The organism is Pseudoduganella dura, assembly GCF_009727155.1.
Taxonomy (GTDB): Bacteria; Pseudomonadota; Gammaproteobacteria; order Burkholderiales; family Burkholderiaceae_D; genus Rugamonas; species Rugamonas dura.
Genome location: NZ_WNWM01000002.1, coordinates 4175547 through 4191039, shown reverse-complemented (window position 1 = coordinate 4191039; position 15493 = coordinate 4175547). Strand labels below are relative to the sequence as shown.

The following is a 15493-nucleotide window of genomic DNA, read 5'->3' as shown; positions in this document are numbered from 1 at the left end:
CATACGCAGAAAAATGGCGGACGGATAGCGTTTTTGTGTCGGGCCTGCCCGGCGTCAGGCCGGCCCGTGAAAAACCGATTATGCCCGGCGCCGCTTGCGCGCCGCCGCGCCGAGCAGCGCAAGGCCGCCCAGCAGCATGCCGTACGTGGCCGGCTCGGGTACCGCCGCCACAGACAGGTGCAGGTCGTTGACGGTGATGAACGTGTCGGGAATGTTGTCCTTCCATACCGTGAGCGATGTCAGGTGCGTGTCTGAGACGAAGCCGACGAACGAGTTCACTTCCGGCGATTCGATGGTCCACGTCAGCGTGGCGCCGGTGCTGTCGGTGGCGGTGACCCGGATCGCGTCGATCGGCAGCGAGGTGCCGTTGTACCAGGAGCCGAAGAAGAAGCCGCCGGCGCCGACGATGCCTTCGCCGAAGCCGCTGTAAGCCAGCTGGTCGTGCGAGTAACCCGTGGACATCCACCAGTCACTGCCGTTGTCGGTGGCGCCCCAATATTCGTTGACGACCGGGCCGGCCGTGACCGAGTAGCCGAAATCGCCCGCCTGGCGCGGCGCGGGGGTGGGATAGTTCCAGATCTGCAAATCGTCGAACGTGTCGACGCCGGATGTACCGACGGCGGCGAGATAGGACGCCTGGCTGGTATAGGCGGTGATATCGGCGCTTGCAGAGGTGGCGAAGATCAGTGAAGCAACAGCAACGGCCTTGTGGGAGAGAGACATACGCACGATGGGATTCCTGATGGTTGGTTGAGGAAATTTCGGTGGCATGAACTGCTATGGCGCTGTGGCACCGGACAGGCTGGCAAGGGAACTGGCAAGTGCACTGGCAAGCATGCTGGTAGCCCCAATGTAGCGCTACCATAACTTTTCGACACCCCCCATCCGGGGAGGCGGGTGATTCCGTAATGGAATCGCAAACACCCGCGAGTGATCGACGCGGCAGCGCCTGTGCCCGAGGATGAAGCCGTTGAGTTCATTCCTGGAAGGAGCACGATGCGGCACAGGGCAAATGGAGATGCGGGCGCAGGCCTGGAGGGCGGCGTCAGCAGGCGGCAGATGCTGGCGACGCTGGGCAAGACGCTCGGCGGCACGGCCATGTATCACGCGATGACGTCGCTGGGCTTTGCCCAGGCGTCCACGTTCAGCGGCCCGTTGCGGCTCGACGGCGCACCGAAAGGCGCCAGCGTGCTGGTGCTGGGCGCCGGCATTGCCGGGCTGGTGGCGGCGTACGAACTGCGCCAGGCCGGTTACCACGTCACGGTACTCGAATACAACGGCCGCGCGGGCGGGCGCAGCTGGTCGATCCGCGGCGGCGACCGCTACACGGAACTGGGCGGCGCCGAGCAGACGTGCCGCTTCGCCAAGGGCGAATACGTGAATCCGGGCCCGTGGCGCCTGCCCTACCACCACCACGGCATGCTGGACTATGCGCGCCGCTTCAACGTGCCGCTGGAGCCGTTCATCCAGGTGAACTACAACGCCTACCTGCACGGCACCAATGCCTTCGGCGGCAAGCCGCAGCGCTATCGCACGGTGCAGGCCGACTACAACGGCCACGTGGCCGAGCTGCTCGCCAAGGCCACCGGCGCCGGCCGGCTCGACGGCGAGATCAGCGGCGAGGAAAAGGAACAGCTGCTCGAATCGCTGGCGTCGTTCGGCGGGCTGGACAAGGACATGCTGTACGGGAAAAACCGCATCGCCAGCGAACGGCGCGGCTATGACGTGCCGCCTGGCGGCGGCCTGATGCCACGTGCGCAGTACTCGACGCCGGGCAACCGCGGCGAGCTGCTCTCTTCGCGGTTATGGGAAAGCCTGGCCGTGGGTCACGAATATGAATTCCAGACCAGCATCTTCCAGCCGAAGCACGGCATGGACCAGATCGCGCTGGCCGTGTACGGCCAGGTGAAACAGCTGGTGCAGTTCCACGCCAAGGTGACGGCGATCGACCAGGACGAGCGCGGCGTGACCGTGACGGTGGAGGATGCGCGCCAGCCGGGCCAGGGCATCCGCAAGGTGAAGGCCGACTGGTGCGTGTGCACGATTCCGCTGTCGATCCTGAGCCAGGTCGAGGTCAAGGCGAAGCCCGAACTGCTGGCCGCGATCGCGGCGGTGCCGTATGCCGCGGCATTCAAGGCGGGCCTGCAGTTCAAGCGCCGTTTCTGGGAACAGGACGACGGCATCTTCGGCGGCATTTCGTACACCGACCAGCCGATCAACCGGATCTGCTACCCCGCCTCGAACTTCAATGCGAAGGGACCGGCCGTGGTGCTGGGCGCCTACATGTTCGGGCCGAACGCATTCGAATTCTCGGCGATGAACACCGACGAGCGCCTGCGCGAAGTGGTGCGCCAGGGCGGCCAGCTCCACGCGCAGTACGAGAAGGAATTCGACAACGGCGTGACCGTGGGCTGGCACCGGGTACCCTGGATCAACGGCTGCATGGGCATGTGGACCGAGGGGGCGCGCGCGCAGCATTACGACAACCTGTGCACCATCGACAACCGCCTCGTGCTGGCCGGCGAGCACGCCTCGTTCATCGGCGGCTGGCAGGAAGGCGCCGTGCTGTCGGCGCACGACGCGATCACCCGGCTGCACGCGAAGGCGAAAGCCACGACGACAAGGAGCGCAGCATGATGAAACCTTTCGGCAGCACGGTTCTCGCGGCTGTCTTCACGATTGCCGCGCTGGTACCGGCGGCGGCTGGCGCGGCCGACGTGCCGCAGATGTCGAGCGGGTATACCTTTGCGCAGAAGGATGGCAAGGCGCTGTATGCGGCCAGTTGCCAGGGCTGCCACATGGCCAAGGGCGAAGGGGCGCACGGCGCCGGCTTCTATCCGAAGCTGGCCGGCAATCCGCTGGTGCAGAGCCCGGAGTACATCGTCCACCGGGTAGCCAACGGCTACCGGGGCATGCCCGCGTTCGCCGGCATGATGGACGACGAGCAGATCGCCGCCGTGGTCACCTACGTGCGCCAGTCGTTCGGCAAGCCGGATGCGCCGGCCACGACGGCGGCCGATGTACGCAAGCTGCGCCAGTGAACATGGCCGGAGCCGGCTGGCGCGCTACGAAAACGCGAGATCGCGGATGCGTGCCAGCGACTTCGTCATCGCCACGAATTCGGCCACTCCGCCCTGCGGGTGGCGCGAACCCTTGGTGATGATCGCCACCTCGCGCTCGGCCACCGGCTGCCCGGCTACCGAGGTCATGCGCAGGCGCCGGGCCGCGACGGGATGGCTGAAGATGCGTTCGGGGAGCAGGCAGAAGGTATCGCTGCCGGACACCTCGTCGATCGCGGCGATCAGCGAGCTGGACGAATACACGGTGGCCGGCAGCCGCCAGCCCCAGCGGGCGAACACGTCGCGCAGCGCATCCTGCGGCTGCTTGGCGCTGTTGGTTTCGCCGAGCACCAGCCAGGGCCGCCTTGAAAACTGCTCGCCGTCCAGCGTATCGACCGTGCCGGCGCGGCTGGCGATGAACAGCGATTCCCGGTAGATCGGCTCCACGCACAGGTTGCCGGTATTCAGGCCGCCGGGCAGCTCGGACACGACGAGGTTCAACCGCCCTTCGCGCAGCATGTCCACCAGGTCGCCCGGCGCGCCGTACTGGATATGCACATTGGCGTGCGCGTTGCGGCGCTTGAAATCCTCCGACACGCGCGGCACCAGCGTCAGCGCCGGGTCGATGCTGGCGCCCACCACGAGCGTCATGCGCTCGGCCAGCCGCCGGGTATCGAGCATGGCCATCGCTTCGTCCACGTCGCGCAGGATGGCCCGGGCATAGCTGAGCAGTTGCCGTCCGGGATCGGTCAGCGCCACGCCGGACTGCATGCGCAGCACCAGCTCCACGTCGTGCGTGGCTTCGAGTTTCAGAACGCTCTTCGTCAGCGCCGCCTGGGATACCAGCAGCGCGCGCGCCGCCGCCCTGAAGCCGCCATGTTCGATGACGGCCACGAAATCCCGTAGTTGCTGCAATGTCATGCGCCTCCCCTGGAAAATCCAATGCCCGCATGACGTTATGCTATTTTCGTGCCAGCAAGCTTCATGGCGCTTCCCGCGTGCTGGCGGCCGCGGCCGCGTCAAAGCGGTGCGGGCCCGCATCCCGGGCTGGCGCCGGAGCACCGGCACTGTGCTCCGGCGCCGATGCCGGCCCGTTCGTTCCTCGCCTGGTTCCTGTCACATTGTGTTTCCAAGCCGCCGTTGCGCCGCCGTCCAATGGGGGTATATTGGGTAAATACTGTGAAAGGGCTTTGTCATGAAGACGTTTATTCGCATGGTGGGCATGGCCGTATTGCTGCTGGCCGCGTCCAGCCTGGCCAGTGCCGGCGCCAGGGTCACGTACGTGGCAACCGAAAAAATGACCGACGTGCCGCGTTTTTCCAGCGATCGGGAATCGATGGAAATCCATTTCCGCGAAACCATCGAAAAGCTGGCCGAAAAGCTGCCTGCCGGCCAGCAGCTGAACGTGGAATTCCTGGATATCGACTTGGCGGGCGACCAGTTTCCCCGCGTGGCGATCCAGGATGTGCGGGTGCTGAAAGGCCGCGCCGACTGGCCGCGCATGCATTTGCGCTACACCCTCGAAGAAAACGGCCAGGTGATCAAGAGCGGCGAACCGAAGCTGGCCGATCCCAACTACCTGATGAGCTCGAACCTGTACAACAACGAGCAGTACAGCCACGAGAAGCAGATGCTGGAGGACTGGTTCCGCAAGGATTTGCTGGGGAAATCGCGGTGATGGATGCCGGGCCTGCGCCGTCCGGCGCGGCCCGGCGCGCAGTCAGGGACGCAGGATGCGATTGGTCAGGTGCTCGACGAAGTTCTTCTTCGTCGGCAGGAACATCCGGATATAGATGACATCGTCCGACCTGTCGTAGTGATGAATGACACGTACCTGTTCGCAAAGGTGCTGGCGGATATTGGCGCCGACCGCCCGCGCTTCCTCGACAAGTACTCCGCTTTCGGGATATTGCTTCATCCGCTCGAAGAGCTTGGGAAACTCGGCAAGGAAGCGCCGGACCATGTCGTCGGTGTGCCGCTGCCGGTATGCCTGCTTGATCTCGTTGAAATCTTCCACTGCGCTCTTCAATACGACGATCTTGACCATCGCCGGCTCAATCCTTGTCGAGGTCGGCCAGGAACGCTTCTTCGGTAACGGCGTCACCCGCGGCAATTTCCTTGTTGCCGAGCGCCACCAGCTTCATGAATGCGTGCTGTTCCTCCATGCGCTCCACCCGGCGCCTGGACTCCCTGTACGCGTCGATCGACATGACCACCATTTTCGCTTCGCCGTTCTGGGTGATGATGATGGGCTCTTCCTGGCCCGCATCGAAGCTGTTCACGATGTCGGTGGTATGGGATTTCAAGTAGGAAATAGGTTTGACTTGTTCGGCGGCGGCCATGGCAGCTCCAGGGATAAAACGACACGACCAAATATACACCAAATTCAGTCCTGTCAGCACGATATCGGTTTTCGTCGCCACATTAACGGATATCGTTGTCAGGCGATCGGCATTGCGCAGCTGCCAGATCGCAAGCGCCTTGAACAGATCACTTGCGAGATAGCCAATATATGCGTGCGCATGTATGATTGCGAATCATCCACTGTCCGATTTCCATGTCAGCGTCCACCGCAGCCACAGAAGAAAAGCAGAGCAGCGGCGCGAGCTCGAACGACATTGCCGACGATATCGCCTCAGCGATCGCGGCGCGCAAACTCCCCCCTGGCACCAAGCTGCGCGAGGAAGCGTTGTCGCGGCTCTACCATGTCAGCCGCACCAAGATCCGCGCGGCGCTGCTGATCCTGTCCAAGGACAAGCTGATCCAGATCGTGCCGGACAAGGGCGCGTTCGTGAGCCAGCCCAGCGAAAAGGAATCGCGCGACATCTTCGCCGCGCGGCGCATCATCGAGGGCGCGCTGGCGCGCGAGTTCGTGGCCCGGGCCACCGCCGCCGACTACCGCAGGCTGGAAAAACACCTGGAAGCGGAACGCCGCTCGCTGGAGGGCGACCACAAGGTGCGCTCGCAGCTGCTGGGCGACTTCCACGTGCTGCTGGCGGACGTGGTGGGCAACGGCGTGATCCGCGAAATGCTGCACGAACTCGTGGCGCGCAGTTCGCTGATCACGATGCTGTACCAGTCCGACCGCGATGCCGCCTGCTCGGCCGACGAACATGCCGAATTCCTGGCGGCGGCCCACGCCGGCGATGCCGACCTGGCCGCGCAACTGATGCTCTCGCACCTGTCGCACGTGGAAGCCGCGCTGCGCTTCGACGGCAGCACGCCGCAGGAGAAGGATCTCGTGTCGGCGCTGCTGAAGTAATCAGGCCAGCTTGCGCGTGCCGGTCGCCAGCGCCAGCTCGCCGGCCAGCGCATTGTGGCGCTCGATCACCACCGGCAGGTCGACCGTCTGCAGCTGCCCGTCGCGCACCACCACCTTGCCGTTGATGATGCTGTGCGTGACGTTCGACGGCGTGCAGAACACGAGCGCGGCGACCGGGTCGTGCAGCGCGCCGGCAAAGCCGATCTGGTCGAGCCGGAACGTGACGATGTCGGCCGCCATGCCCGGCTTCAGGGCGCCGATGTCGTCGCGGTTCAGCACCTTCGCGCCGCCCAGCGTGGCGATTTCCAGCGCCTGGCGCGCCGTCATCGCATCGGGACCGAAGCCCACGCGCTGCAACAGCATCGCCTGGCGCGCCTCGCCCAGCATGTGGCCGGCATCGTTCGACGCGCAGCCGTCCACGCCCAGGCCGACCGGCACGCCGGCATCGATCATCTTGCGGATCGGCGCGATGCCCGAGGCCAGCCGCATGTTCGAGCACGGGCAGTGCGCGATGCCGGTGCCGGTGCGGGCGAACATGTAGACACCGTCGTCATCGAGCTGCACGCAGTGGGCGTGCCACACATCGTGGCCCACCCAGCCGCAATCCTCGGCGTACTGGGCGGGCGTCATGTTGAATTTCTCGCGGCTGTAGGCGATGTCGTTGACGTTTTCCGCCAGGTGCGTGTGCAGCGACACGCCGTAGCTGCGTGCCAGGCTGGCCGCTTCCTTCATCAGGTCGCGCGACACGGAGAACGGCGAGCACGGCGCCACCACGATGCGCTGCATCGCATGGCGGCCGGCATCGTGATACGTCTCGATCAGGCGCTGGGTATCCTTCAGGATCGCGCCCTCCTCTTCCACCACGCTGTCCGGCGGCAGGCCGCCCTTCGACTGGCCCACGCTCATCGAACCGCGCGCGGCATGGAAGCGCATGCCGATTTGCGAGGCGGCCGCGATGCTGTCGTCCAGCCGGCAGCCGTTCGGGTAGATGTACAGGTGATCGCTGCTGGTGGTGCAGCCGGACAGGATCAGCTCCGACATCGCCGTGAGCGTGGACACGTGCACCATCTCGCCGGTGAGGTTGGCCCAGATCGGGTACAGGTTCGTCAGCCAGTTGAACAGCTCGCCGTTCTGCGCGGCGGGGATCACGCGCGTCAGGCTCTGATACATGTGGTGGTGGGTGTTCACCAGGCCGGGCATGACGACCTGGCCGGTGGCATCGATCACTTCGTCCGCCGTTTGCGGCAGTTCGGCGCCGGGGCCGACCGCTTCGATGACGTTATCGCGCACGAAGACCGCGCCGTTGTCGATTTCCCGGCGTGCGTCATCCATCGTGACCACCACGCGGGCATTCTTGATCAGCAGTGTTTTGCTCATTATGTTGTTTCCGTTTTCAATGTGGGGACACTGCGGAAACAATGCTCGGGCACTGCGGAAACAATGTCAAAAAACCGTGCCGGGCCCGCAAAGCGGAGCCGGCACGGCATGAGGTGAGGCAACTAGCTTACGCCGCCTCGGCTTTTTTTACCAGCAGGGGCTGGGGTGGTTCTTGTTGTTCGGCTTGCGTGTCAACCTCGTCATCGTGCGCTTCGACTTCGCGGCCCGGCAGCAGCAGGTTCATCACCACCGCGACGATGGCGCCGGTGCTGATGCCGGAACCGAAGATTTCGGCGAAGACGGCCGGCAGCTTGGCCAGCAGTTCGGGGCGGCCGCTGACGGCCAGGCCGCAGCCCAGCGACACGGCGATGATCAGCCCGTTGCGCTTGTTGTGCTCCACGTTGGCCAGCATCTGCACGCCGGCGGCGAGGATCATCGCGAACATCATCAGGCCGGCGCCGCCCAGCACGGACTGCGGAATCGTCACGACCAGCGCGCCGATGATCGGGAACAGGCCGGCCAGCACCAGGAACACGCCGGTCAGCGCCACCACGTGGCGGCTGGCCACGCCGGTCAGCGAGATCACGCCGACGTTCTGCGCAAAGGTCGAGACCGCCGGGCTGCCCATGACGGAGGCGAACGCGGAACCGACGCCGTCGCACAGCACGCCGCGGCACAGCAGCTTGCCGCGCATTTTGGTGTTGGTGGCCGAGCCCAGCGCCATGAAGGTGCCGGTGGTTTCAACGATCGTGACCATGTAGGCCAGGCTCATCGCGAAGATGCCGCCAAGCGGGAAGGTCATGCCGTGTTGCAGTACCTGCGGCAGTGCGAACACGGCGGACTTGTTCACCGAGGTGAAGTCGACCAGGCCGAACGCCACGCAGCCGGCGTAGCCGATGGCCATGCCGATCACGATGGCGGCGGCGGAAATGATGCCTTTGCCGAACTGCACCAGGGCGATCACGATCACCAGCACGCACAGGGCGATGCCCAGGTTGACCGGATCGCCATAGTTGGGGGCGCCCTTGCCGCCGGCGGCCCAGTCGATCGCGACCGGGATCAGCGACAGGCCGATCATCGTGACCACCACGGCCGTCACGGTATGGGGAAACAGCTTGCGGATCTGCGGCATGAAGAAGCTGCCGACGATCATGATCGCCGAGCCGGCCAGCGAACAACCCAGGATGCCGGGCACGCCGTGTTCCAGGCCGATCGTGATGGCCGCGCCGACGAAGGCGAAACTGGTGCCCATCACGCAGGGCAGCCGGATGCCGATCGGCCCCACGCCCTTGCACTGGATGAAGGTGACGACGCCCGAGCCCAGCAGCGCGGCATTGACGAGTGCGACAATCTGGTCGGCCGGCAGTTTCAGGACGGCACCGATGACCATGGGCACGGCAATGATGCCGCCCAGTGCGGCAAGCATGTGCTGGGCGGCCAGCAGGATGGTGGTGAGGAACGGCGGACGGTCGTCCACCTGGTAGAGCAGGTTGTTCATCTGTGTCTCCAAGATGTGTGTATGGACTGCTGTCGGTGCAACCGGTGCCGTCACGCAGGTCGTGTCGCCTGCTGTCGTGCCGGACCGGCAAGATGCTGGAGTGAAGTGTCTGCCGCCATGCCGGCGTCCGGATAATGGATGCTGGTGCTGGACAGGCGCGGCAAGCCATGGGATCGGACTTGCCGCGCATCGACGCGCTTCACCGGAGATGCCCTCCGCGCTGCTCTTTGGCAGCTCTCAATGGGAAGTCATGGTGCCCAGTCGCGAAAAAGTTGTCAACAGATTTTGTATACAATTTTCGCTTGCTGACTGGAACATGGCATGAACGTCACATTCTTATTGGCTTGTGGAAATAAGATATGCAGTCATGCGCGAACCGGGCCGGAACATCATGCGATGCTCCGGTGACCGATTCGTAAAATGCGGCACGCAGACCGCCCGAACATGCGTGCCTCGGTGCAATTACTGGGGCTTGCCCATGATATAGGTGCGCTCCACCGTGCGATCGTCGCCCAGCGTCTGCAGCACGAACAGCTTTTCTTCCAGCGTGGTGGCCCGTGCCGAGCGGAATTTCAGCAGCTCGGTGGCGTTCGGGTTCAGCACCACGAAGTCGGCCTCGTTGCCGGCCTTGAAGCTGCCGATCCTGTCATCCAGGTCGAGCGCCTTGGCCGCGCCCAGCGTGGACAGGTAGAACGACTTCAGCGCCGTCAGCGGCTTTTTCTCGGCCGGGTTATCGGTGAACGCCTTGTGCAGCTGGATGACCTTGTAGGCCTCGCCCATCGTGCGCAGCGCCGAGAAGCTGGTGCCGGCGCCCACGTCGGTGCCCAGGCCCACCTTCACGCCATGCTTTTCGGCCGCCTGCAGGTCGAACAGGCCGCTGCCCAGGAACAGGTTCGACGTGGGGCAGAACGCCACCGCCGAGCCGGTCCTGGCCAGCGAGGCGAATTCGTCGTCGCGCAGGTGCACTCCATGCGCGTAGACCGAGTGCTTGCCCGACAGGCCGAAGCTGTTGTACACGTCCAGGTAGCCGGTGGACGACGGGAACAGCTCCTGCACCCAGGCGATTTCGCCCTTGTTCTCGGACAGGTGGGTGTGCATGTACACATCCGGATATTCCTGCAGCAGCTTGCCGGCCAGCGTGAGCTGTTCCGGCGACGAGGTCGGCGCGAAGCGCGGCGTGACCGCGTACAGCGCGCGGCCGCGCTTGTGCCAGCGCTGGATCAGCGCCTTGGAGTCGGCATACGAGGTTTGCGGCGTGTCGAGCAGGTAGCCCGGGGCATTGCGGTCCATCATCACCTTGCCGGCGATGAGACGCATGTTGCGGGTGGCGGCTTCCTCGAACAGCGCGTCGACCGATTCCGGATGCACGGTGGCCATCACCAGCGCCGTCGTGGTGCCGTTCTTCACCAGCTCCTTGACGAACGTCTTGGCGACGCCGCGGGCATACACCTTGTCGCCGAACTGCTTCTCGGTGGGGAATGTGTAGGTGTTGAGCCACTCCAGCAATTGCTCGCCGAAGGAACCGATCATTTCGGTCTGCGGATAGTGCACGTGGCTGTCGATGAAGCCCGGCACGATCAGCCGGCCGCGATAGTCGACCACCTGGGCATTCTGGTTGGCCGACAGCACGGTGTTGGCCGGGCCGATGGCCTTGACCTTGCCGTCCGCGCCCACCAGCAGCACGCCGTCCTCGTAGTATTCGTACGACTGCTGGGTGGCCGACGGGTCGCCGGTGAAGTGCAGCACCGAGGCGCGATAGGCGGTCGTGCCGGTGTTTTGCTGCTGCTGTTGCTGCTGCTGTTGCCGGGCCGCTTGCGCGGGGAAGGCGGTTGCCAGGGCGGCGGCGATCGCCACGGCCAGGCATGACAGGCGTGCTTTGTTCATGTTGTCTCCAATGATGGGATGGATCGTGGTGCTGTTCCGCACCTTGTTATGGTTGGCTGCAGAAGTTCTCCTTGCCGGGCTTGCCGGCCCCTCCCCTTCGTTCGCGCAGGCGTGTCCGCATGGCCCTTCTGGGGTCATGTGGCATTCGTCTCATGGCAGTCTCTGTACTGTCGCTGAACGGGCATGACGGCCGGCGCGCAGCGGTGAGGAGAGGCGTTGCCGAATTCGGCAGTCGCAGGGAGGTAATGTACCGGCAGAAGACCGGGGGCTTATATGGCAGCCGATATCATCGGTATCAGAATCTTTGGCTATCGGCAACGGAGGAAATGCTCGTGCGGGCGATGGCCTGCCGCGCCGCGCGGCAGGCTGGCAATGGTGGTATCTCCGGCTTGGCGTTGCCAGCGCCCAATGAGAAAAGCCGCCCGGCTTGGCCGGGCGGCTTCACAATCAGCGATGAACGGGATCATCGCGCCACGAGCTCTATCAGTACGCTTGTGTGGCCGGTACCTGCACAGCTTCACGGACTGCTGGCGGCAGCGGATTCGATGTCGTTGTCGACAGCTTCAGGGGCTGGGTTACCGTCAAGACTTCCGAAAGTGGCAGGTCGGCTGAAGACCGGCCAACCTGGATACGGTACTTGCCGGCGTCGACATTCCACGACACCGTCTTTTGCGTGAAATACGCCAGCGAACGGCCATCGACAGGTATCGTCACCTGCTTGCTTTCACCGGGCTGCAGGAAGACCTTGGCGAATCCCTTCAACTCCTTGACCGGACGGTCGCCGGTGGCGCTGACCGGACGCACGTACAGCTGCGCCACTTCGAAACCGGCCATGCGGCCGCTGTTCGTGACAGTGAATGTGGCATTCACCGTCGCATCGGCACTCAACTTGTTCGCGGAGAGGGTCAGGTCGCTGTAGTCGTAGGTGGTGTACGACATGCCGAAGCCAAACGGATACAGCGGCTTGATGCCCGTTTTTTCAAAGCCACGGTAACCCATGAATACGCCTTCGGCATAGGTCATCTCCGTCTTGGCCGTGTTGCTGGCCCTTTCCGCGTACGTGAGACTTGGCACATAGTCGGAAATCTTGCCGTAGCTGGCGTAGGACGGGTAGTCTTCCGCGCGGCGACCGATGGTCACCGGCAGCTTGCCGGACGGGTTGACCTTGCCGTACAAGATCTCCGCCAATGCCTGGCCCCCGTATTGCCCTGGATACCATGCGTTCAGCACCGCTGCGGTCTTTTTCGACCAGGGCAACATGTTCGATGGCCCGCCGCCGTGCATGATCACCACGGTATTCGGATTCACCTTGGCGACATTGGCAACGAGTTCCGCCTGGAATTCCGGCAGGTCGAAGCTGCGGTCAGCGCCTTCTCCTTCATGCTCGTGGTTTGCACCGACCGCCACCACCACGGCATCGTAGTTCGACAGATCCGCAGGGGCGGACAGCCCGGCCCAGCTCATCTGCACACCCTGCATGCCGCCGATGACCGGGAAATAGCGGTCGCTCAGGCGACGATATTCCAGCTTCACGGCATACGTCTGTCCTGCTTTCAGCACGGCGGACTTGGCCGACTTGGCGTATGCATTGATGACATCGGTGGATACGGGAGCGCCGTCATAATCCAGTACGAGCTGGTCGTTGACCCACAGCTTGTAGGCGCCATCCGCGCGCACCTTGAACACTTGCTCGCCGGTCGTCGTTGGTTTGATCAGTCCGCTGAAGCGGGCAGAAAACGCCCCGGCCGTCGTGCTGAAGCCGGATACCGAGGTGCGGCCACTGTCGGTTGCATTGACCCCGGTGGTGAAGTCCCAGGCAACCCCGGGTTCGATCCGCGTTACCGACGGGCTGCCGGAAAGGCTCGAATTCGAATAGTACTCGGCCTTCAGCCCGGCCTGCAGGGCGCCTGCCGTGCCGCTTGCGGGCTGGTACCAGACCGACGCGGCGGGATTCAGCGACAGCGCGCTGATGAAGGTCACGTTCGAAGGCGCGGCATTCAGTTGCTGCAAGCCGTTCAATTCGGTCACGTAGCGGTTGGGTGGCGCCCAGGCGGTACCGAAGGGCGAGGCCGGCGCCTGCAATGCCAGATTGCCGATCACGGCGACGCGTGCGCCGGCCTGCAGTGGCAGCAGCGGCAAGGAACCTCCCTGCGGCACGTCGTTTTGCAGCAGCACGATGGCCTCGCGCGACATCGCCAGCGACGCCGTGTCGCCGAAACGGGTGTCGAGCCCCTTCGGCGACGGCAACCCCTTGTCGAAATCATAGTTCACCATGGCACGCAGATTGCGCTTGACCTTGTCATTCAGGACCGACAGCGGAACCTGATTGCTGTAGATCAGGTCATACATGTTCGCTTCGGTGAACTGCAGCCCGCTGGGCATGTCGAGGTCGGTACCCGCCCAGGCCCCTTTTTGCGCATTGTGGATCGAGTTGAAGTCGCTCATGACGAAGCCGCGGAAACCCCACTCGCCTTTCAGGATCTCGGTGATCAGGCGGTGGCTTTCGCAGCCGTAATCGCCGTTGATCTTGTTGAACGAGCACATGATCGACGCCGGATTCGAATTCTTGACCGTCGACTCGAAGCCAGGGAGGTAAATTTCGCGCAACGTCCGTTCGTCGACCTTGATATCGATCAGGTGACGGTTCGCTTCGTTATCGTTGGCGACATAGTGCTTTGCCGCGGCATGAATGCCCTGGGCCTGGATTGCGTTCGTGACCACGGGGCCCAGCACGGCGCCAAGAAACGGATCTTCTCCGCTGAGGTATTCGGCGCTGCGGCCGTTGTACGGGGTGCGATACATGTTCAGGCCAGGCGACAGCATCTGCTGCGCGCCCGATTCGCGCGTCTCGTAGCCGATCGCCAGTCCGTACTGCCTGGCGCGATTGATGCTCCAGGTTGCCGCAAGCGCGGACGGGGACGGGTACTGGGCGCCGAACAAGGCCCCCCGGACCTGCACCCCCATCGAGGAGTCATAGGCAAGCGTGCCTTGAAGGCCCTGTGCGCCCAGCACGGGCAGCATGTGACCGTCGTTGACGCGAGTGAAATTGATTTTTTCCGACAGCGTCATGTTGTCGAACATCGCACTGACGCGGGCTTCCACTTCGGCCCAGGACCGCGTGGTCGTGGCATGGGCGAAGCCTGCCTGTCCGATAGCCAGCATCAGGATGGATTTGCCGATCAATGCGGGAACGGTCCGGCGGCGTGCAGACGTATGAAGGGCGTGCATCATTGTTTCGTTGCTCCCGGGGAGTCGGTTTCGTCCACTGGCGCATCCAGAAGCATGGCCGGTGCGGCCTCGTTTGGCAGCGAGATGTTCTTGCGCTCAAAAATTTCCGTCTGTTTCGCGGCGACCGCTTCGCGTTCCAGCCGCGCGTCCCGGGCCGCTTTCGTTTCGGCTGCCACGGCCTTGTTTGCAGGCTCGGCTTGCACGAGAGGGCACACGCACACACAGAGTGCGAGTGCCCAGGCCTTTCCGATTGGTTGTTTCATGCTCATATCCTTTGAAAGTTGTAACGTAGTACGGTGACGGAAGCGTGCTGTGTCACTGCAAAACCGTACCAGCGGTACAGTATAGCAAGAACTTGTCAAAAGAATCGTTAATCTGAATGCAAAAATGCAATAGTTGAGATCGGAGGAATCTCGGGAGAGAAGACTGAGAGAGAGAAAGAAAGTGCAGCAGGAAATCAAGACGGAGTCGCGGCAAGCGCCATTGCCGCATCCGGTCCGACGCCGACACGTGCCCGCGGGATGCAGCCGGCACGCTGCAACGCAGCGGTGCCATCAGTGATGCAGGATCTACGGAAGGCGCAATGCGTAGTGGCCCAGAAAAGCCTGCACGGCGCGGTCGGCCACGGCATCCACTTCCTGCCGGTCCGGCACGGGAAAGCCGAACAGCACCTTGTCGAACAGCTCTGCCTGCAATAAGCCCTTCAAGTGAAGGGCCGCGACTTGCGTGTCCACCGCAGGAAAAATATTTTTTTCCGACCAATGCTGAAGACGCGAAGCCACGAGATCCCAGCCGCGCTTCGGCCCCTTCTCGTAGACATCGCGGCCGGTGCTGTCACCGTGCAGCATTGCCGAGCGCGTGAGCGTCATGATCGCAGGCTGCAACAGTATGTTGAGGTACGCGCGCGCGAATCTGGCCAATGCGGGTTGCAGATCGTCAGCTGCTTCGAACGCGAGGAACACCTGCGTCATCTGCTCCACCCACATCCTCAGCATCACCGCGCCGACCAGTTCTTCCTTCGATGCGAAATGACTGTAGATGGTTGCCTTGGACCCGCCGATACGCTGAACGATCTGCGAAATGGATGTTTCCGCGACACCGAACTCTTCGAAGGCTGCCGCGGCCGCATCAATGATCGACTGGCGTTTGACAGGGCTCTTCGTTCGCATGGTTTCTCAAGGTAAT

General features: G+C 63.5%; 14 protein-coding genes. 4 read left to right on the top strand and 10 right to left on the bottom strand.

What is annotated here, in order from left to right; genetic code table 11:
- Positions 1-78 precede the first annotated feature (78 nt).
- The gene (locus GJV26_RS30255; protein WP_229419632.1) at positions 79-723 is read right to left on the bottom strand and encodes a PEP-CTERM sorting domain-containing protein; all 645 of its coding nucleotides are present in this window, start codon (positions 721-723) and stop codon (positions 79-81) included.
- Positions 724-996: 273 nt separating this feature from the next.
- On the opposite strand from GJV26_RS30255, the gene GJV26_RS18390 reads away from it, so the two are divergent.
- Both GJV26_RS18390 and GJV26_RS18385 read left to right on the top strand, forming a co-directional pair.
- Positions 997-2637 carry an NAD(P)/FAD-dependent oxidoreductase gene (locus GJV26_RS18390; RefSeq protein WP_216643142.1) on the top strand — a complete coding sequence of 547 codons (1641 nt, stop codon included), beginning with the start codon at positions 997-999 and terminating at the stop codon, positions 2635-2637.
- Entirely contained in the window at positions 2634-3041 is a 408-nt protein-coding gene (locus GJV26_RS18385; protein ID WP_155710106.1) for a c-type cytochrome, read from the top strand. Before GJV26_RS18390 ends, GJV26_RS18385 begins: the two co-directional genes overlap by 4 nt.
- Positions 3042-3065: 24 nt before the next feature.
- Here the strand turns inward: GJV26_RS18385 and GJV26_RS18380 are convergent, their stop codons facing one another.
- Positions 3066-3980: a LysR family transcriptional regulator gene (locus GJV26_RS18380; RefSeq protein ID WP_173346230.1), complete on the bottom strand. Its 915-nt coding sequence runs from the start codon at positions 3978-3980 to the stop codon at positions 3066-3068.
- Positions 3981-4254: 274 nt separating this feature from the next.
- Between GJV26_RS18380 and GJV26_RS18375 the strand changes: the two genes are divergently transcribed.
- A complete protein-coding gene (locus tag GJV26_RS18375; protein ID WP_155710104.1) occupies positions 4255-4737 on the top strand; it encodes a DUF3016 domain-containing protein in 483 nt (160 codons plus the stop codon).
- Between the two features lie 42 nt (positions 4738-4779).
- On the opposite strand, the gene GJV26_RS18370 is transcribed toward GJV26_RS18375, so the two are convergent.
- Both GJV26_RS18370 and GJV26_RS18365 read right to left on the bottom strand, forming a co-directional pair.
- Positions 4780-5106, bottom strand: coding sequence for a type II toxin-antitoxin system RelE/ParE family toxin (locus tag GJV26_RS18370; RefSeq protein ID WP_155710103.1), 327 nt, complete (start codon positions 5104-5106; stop codon positions 4780-4782).
- A 7-nt stretch (positions 5107-5113) separates the two neighbouring features.
- A complete protein-coding gene (locus GJV26_RS18365) occupies positions 5114-5401 on the bottom strand; it encodes a type II toxin-antitoxin system Phd/YefM family antitoxin (protein ID WP_155710102.1) in 288 nt (95 codons plus the stop codon).
- 215 nt (positions 5402-5616) lie between these two features.
- Here GJV26_RS18365 and GJV26_RS18360 point away from each other — a divergent pair, with 215 nt between their 5' ends.
- The gene (locus GJV26_RS18360) at positions 5617-6321 is read left to right on the top strand and encodes a GntR family transcriptional regulator (RefSeq protein ID WP_155710101.1); all 705 of its coding nucleotides are present in this window, start codon (positions 5617-5619) and stop codon (positions 6319-6321) included.
- On the opposite strand, the gene GJV26_RS18355 is transcribed toward GJV26_RS18360, so the two are convergent.
- The 6 genes from GJV26_RS18355 to GJV26_RS18330 all read right to left on the bottom strand — a co-directional run bounded on the left by GJV26_RS18355 (position 6322) and on the right by GJV26_RS18330 (position 15477).
- Complete coding sequence (locus GJV26_RS18355) at positions 6322-7698, bottom strand: 8-oxoguanine deaminase (protein WP_155710100.1); 1377 nt, start codon at positions 7696-7698, stop codon at positions 6322-6324.
- A gap of 127 nt (positions 7699-7825) precedes the next feature.
- Positions 7826-9196 carry a uracil-xanthine permease family protein gene (locus GJV26_RS18350; RefSeq protein WP_155710099.1) on the bottom strand — a complete coding sequence of 457 codons (1371 nt, stop codon included), beginning with the start codon at positions 9194-9196 and terminating at the stop codon, positions 7826-7828.
- 462 nt (positions 9197-9658) lie between these two features.
- The gene (guaD, locus tag GJV26_RS18345; protein ID WP_155710098.1) at positions 9659-11080 is read right to left on the bottom strand and encodes a guanine deaminase; all 1422 of its coding nucleotides are present in this window, start codon (positions 11078-11080) and stop codon (positions 9659-9661) included.
- 483 nt (positions 11081-11563) lie between these two features.
- Positions 11564-14242, bottom strand: a complete 2679-nt coding sequence (locus tag GJV26_RS18340) for a beta-glucosidase (protein ID WP_216643141.1) — start codon at positions 14240-14242, stop codon at positions 11564-11566.
- 65 nt (positions 14243-14307) lie between these two features.
- Positions 14308-14571: a hypothetical protein gene (locus GJV26_RS18335; protein WP_155710097.1), complete on the bottom strand. Its 264-nt coding sequence runs from the start codon at positions 14569-14571 to the stop codon at positions 14308-14310.
- Positions 14572-14877: 306 nt separating this feature from the next.
- On the bottom strand, positions 14878-15477 hold the full coding sequence (locus tag GJV26_RS18330; RefSeq protein WP_155710096.1) for a TetR/AcrR family transcriptional regulator: 600 nt from the start codon (positions 15475-15477) through the stop codon (positions 14878-14880).
- Positions 15478-15493: the final 16 nt, after the last annotated feature.

Coding starts and splice junctions, on each gene's coding strand:
- GJV26_RS18385 (WP_155710106.1), top strand. CDS start 2,634: ATGATGAAACCTTTCGGCAGCACGGTTCTCGCGGCTGTCTTCACGATT.
- GJV26_RS18370 (WP_155710103.1), bottom strand. CDS start 5,106: ATGGTCAAGATCGTCGTATTGAAGAGCGCAGTGGAAGATTTCAACGAG.
- GJV26_RS18390 (WP_216643142.1), top strand. CDS start 997: ATGCGGCACAGGGCAAATGGAGATGCGGGCGCAGGCCTGGAGGGCGGC.
- GJV26_RS18340 (WP_216643141.1), bottom strand. CDS start 14,242: ATGCTGGCTATCGGACAGGCAGGCTTCGCCCATGCCACGACCACGCGG.
- guaD (WP_155710098.1), bottom strand. CDS start 11,080: ATGAACAAAGCACGCCTGTCATGCCTGGCCGTGGCGATCGCCGCCGCC.
- GJV26_RS30255 (WP_229419632.1), bottom strand. CDS start 723: ATGTCTCTCTCCCACAAGGCCGTTGCTGTTGCTTCACTGATCTTCGCC.
- GJV26_RS18380 (WP_173346230.1), bottom strand. CDS start 3,980: ATGACATTGCAGCAACTACGGGATTTCGTGGCCGTCATCGAACATGGC.
- GJV26_RS18375 (WP_155710104.1), top strand. CDS start 4,255: ATGAAGACGTTTATTCGCATGGTGGGCATGGCCGTATTGCTGCTGGCC.
- GJV26_RS18360 (WP_155710101.1), top strand. CDS start 5,617: ATGTCAGCGTCCACCGCAGCCACAGAAGAAAAGCAGAGCAGCGGCGCG.
- GJV26_RS18335 (WP_155710097.1), bottom strand. CDS start 14,571: ATGAAACAACCAATCGGAAAGGCCTGGGCACTCGCACTCTGTGTGTGC.
- GJV26_RS18355 (WP_155710100.1), bottom strand. CDS start 7,698: ATGAGCAAAACACTGCTGATCAAGAATGCCCGCGTGGTGGTCACGATG.
- GJV26_RS18330 (WP_155710096.1), bottom strand. CDS start 15,477: ATGCGAACGAAGAGCCCTGTCAAACGCCAGTCGATCATTGATGCGGCC.
- GJV26_RS18350 (WP_155710099.1), bottom strand. CDS start 9,196: ATGAACAACCTGCTCTACCAGGTGGACGACCGTCCGCCGTTCCTCACC.
- GJV26_RS18365 (WP_155710102.1), bottom strand. CDS start 5,401: ATGGCCGCCGCCGAACAAGTCAAACCTATTTCCTACTTGAAATCCCAT.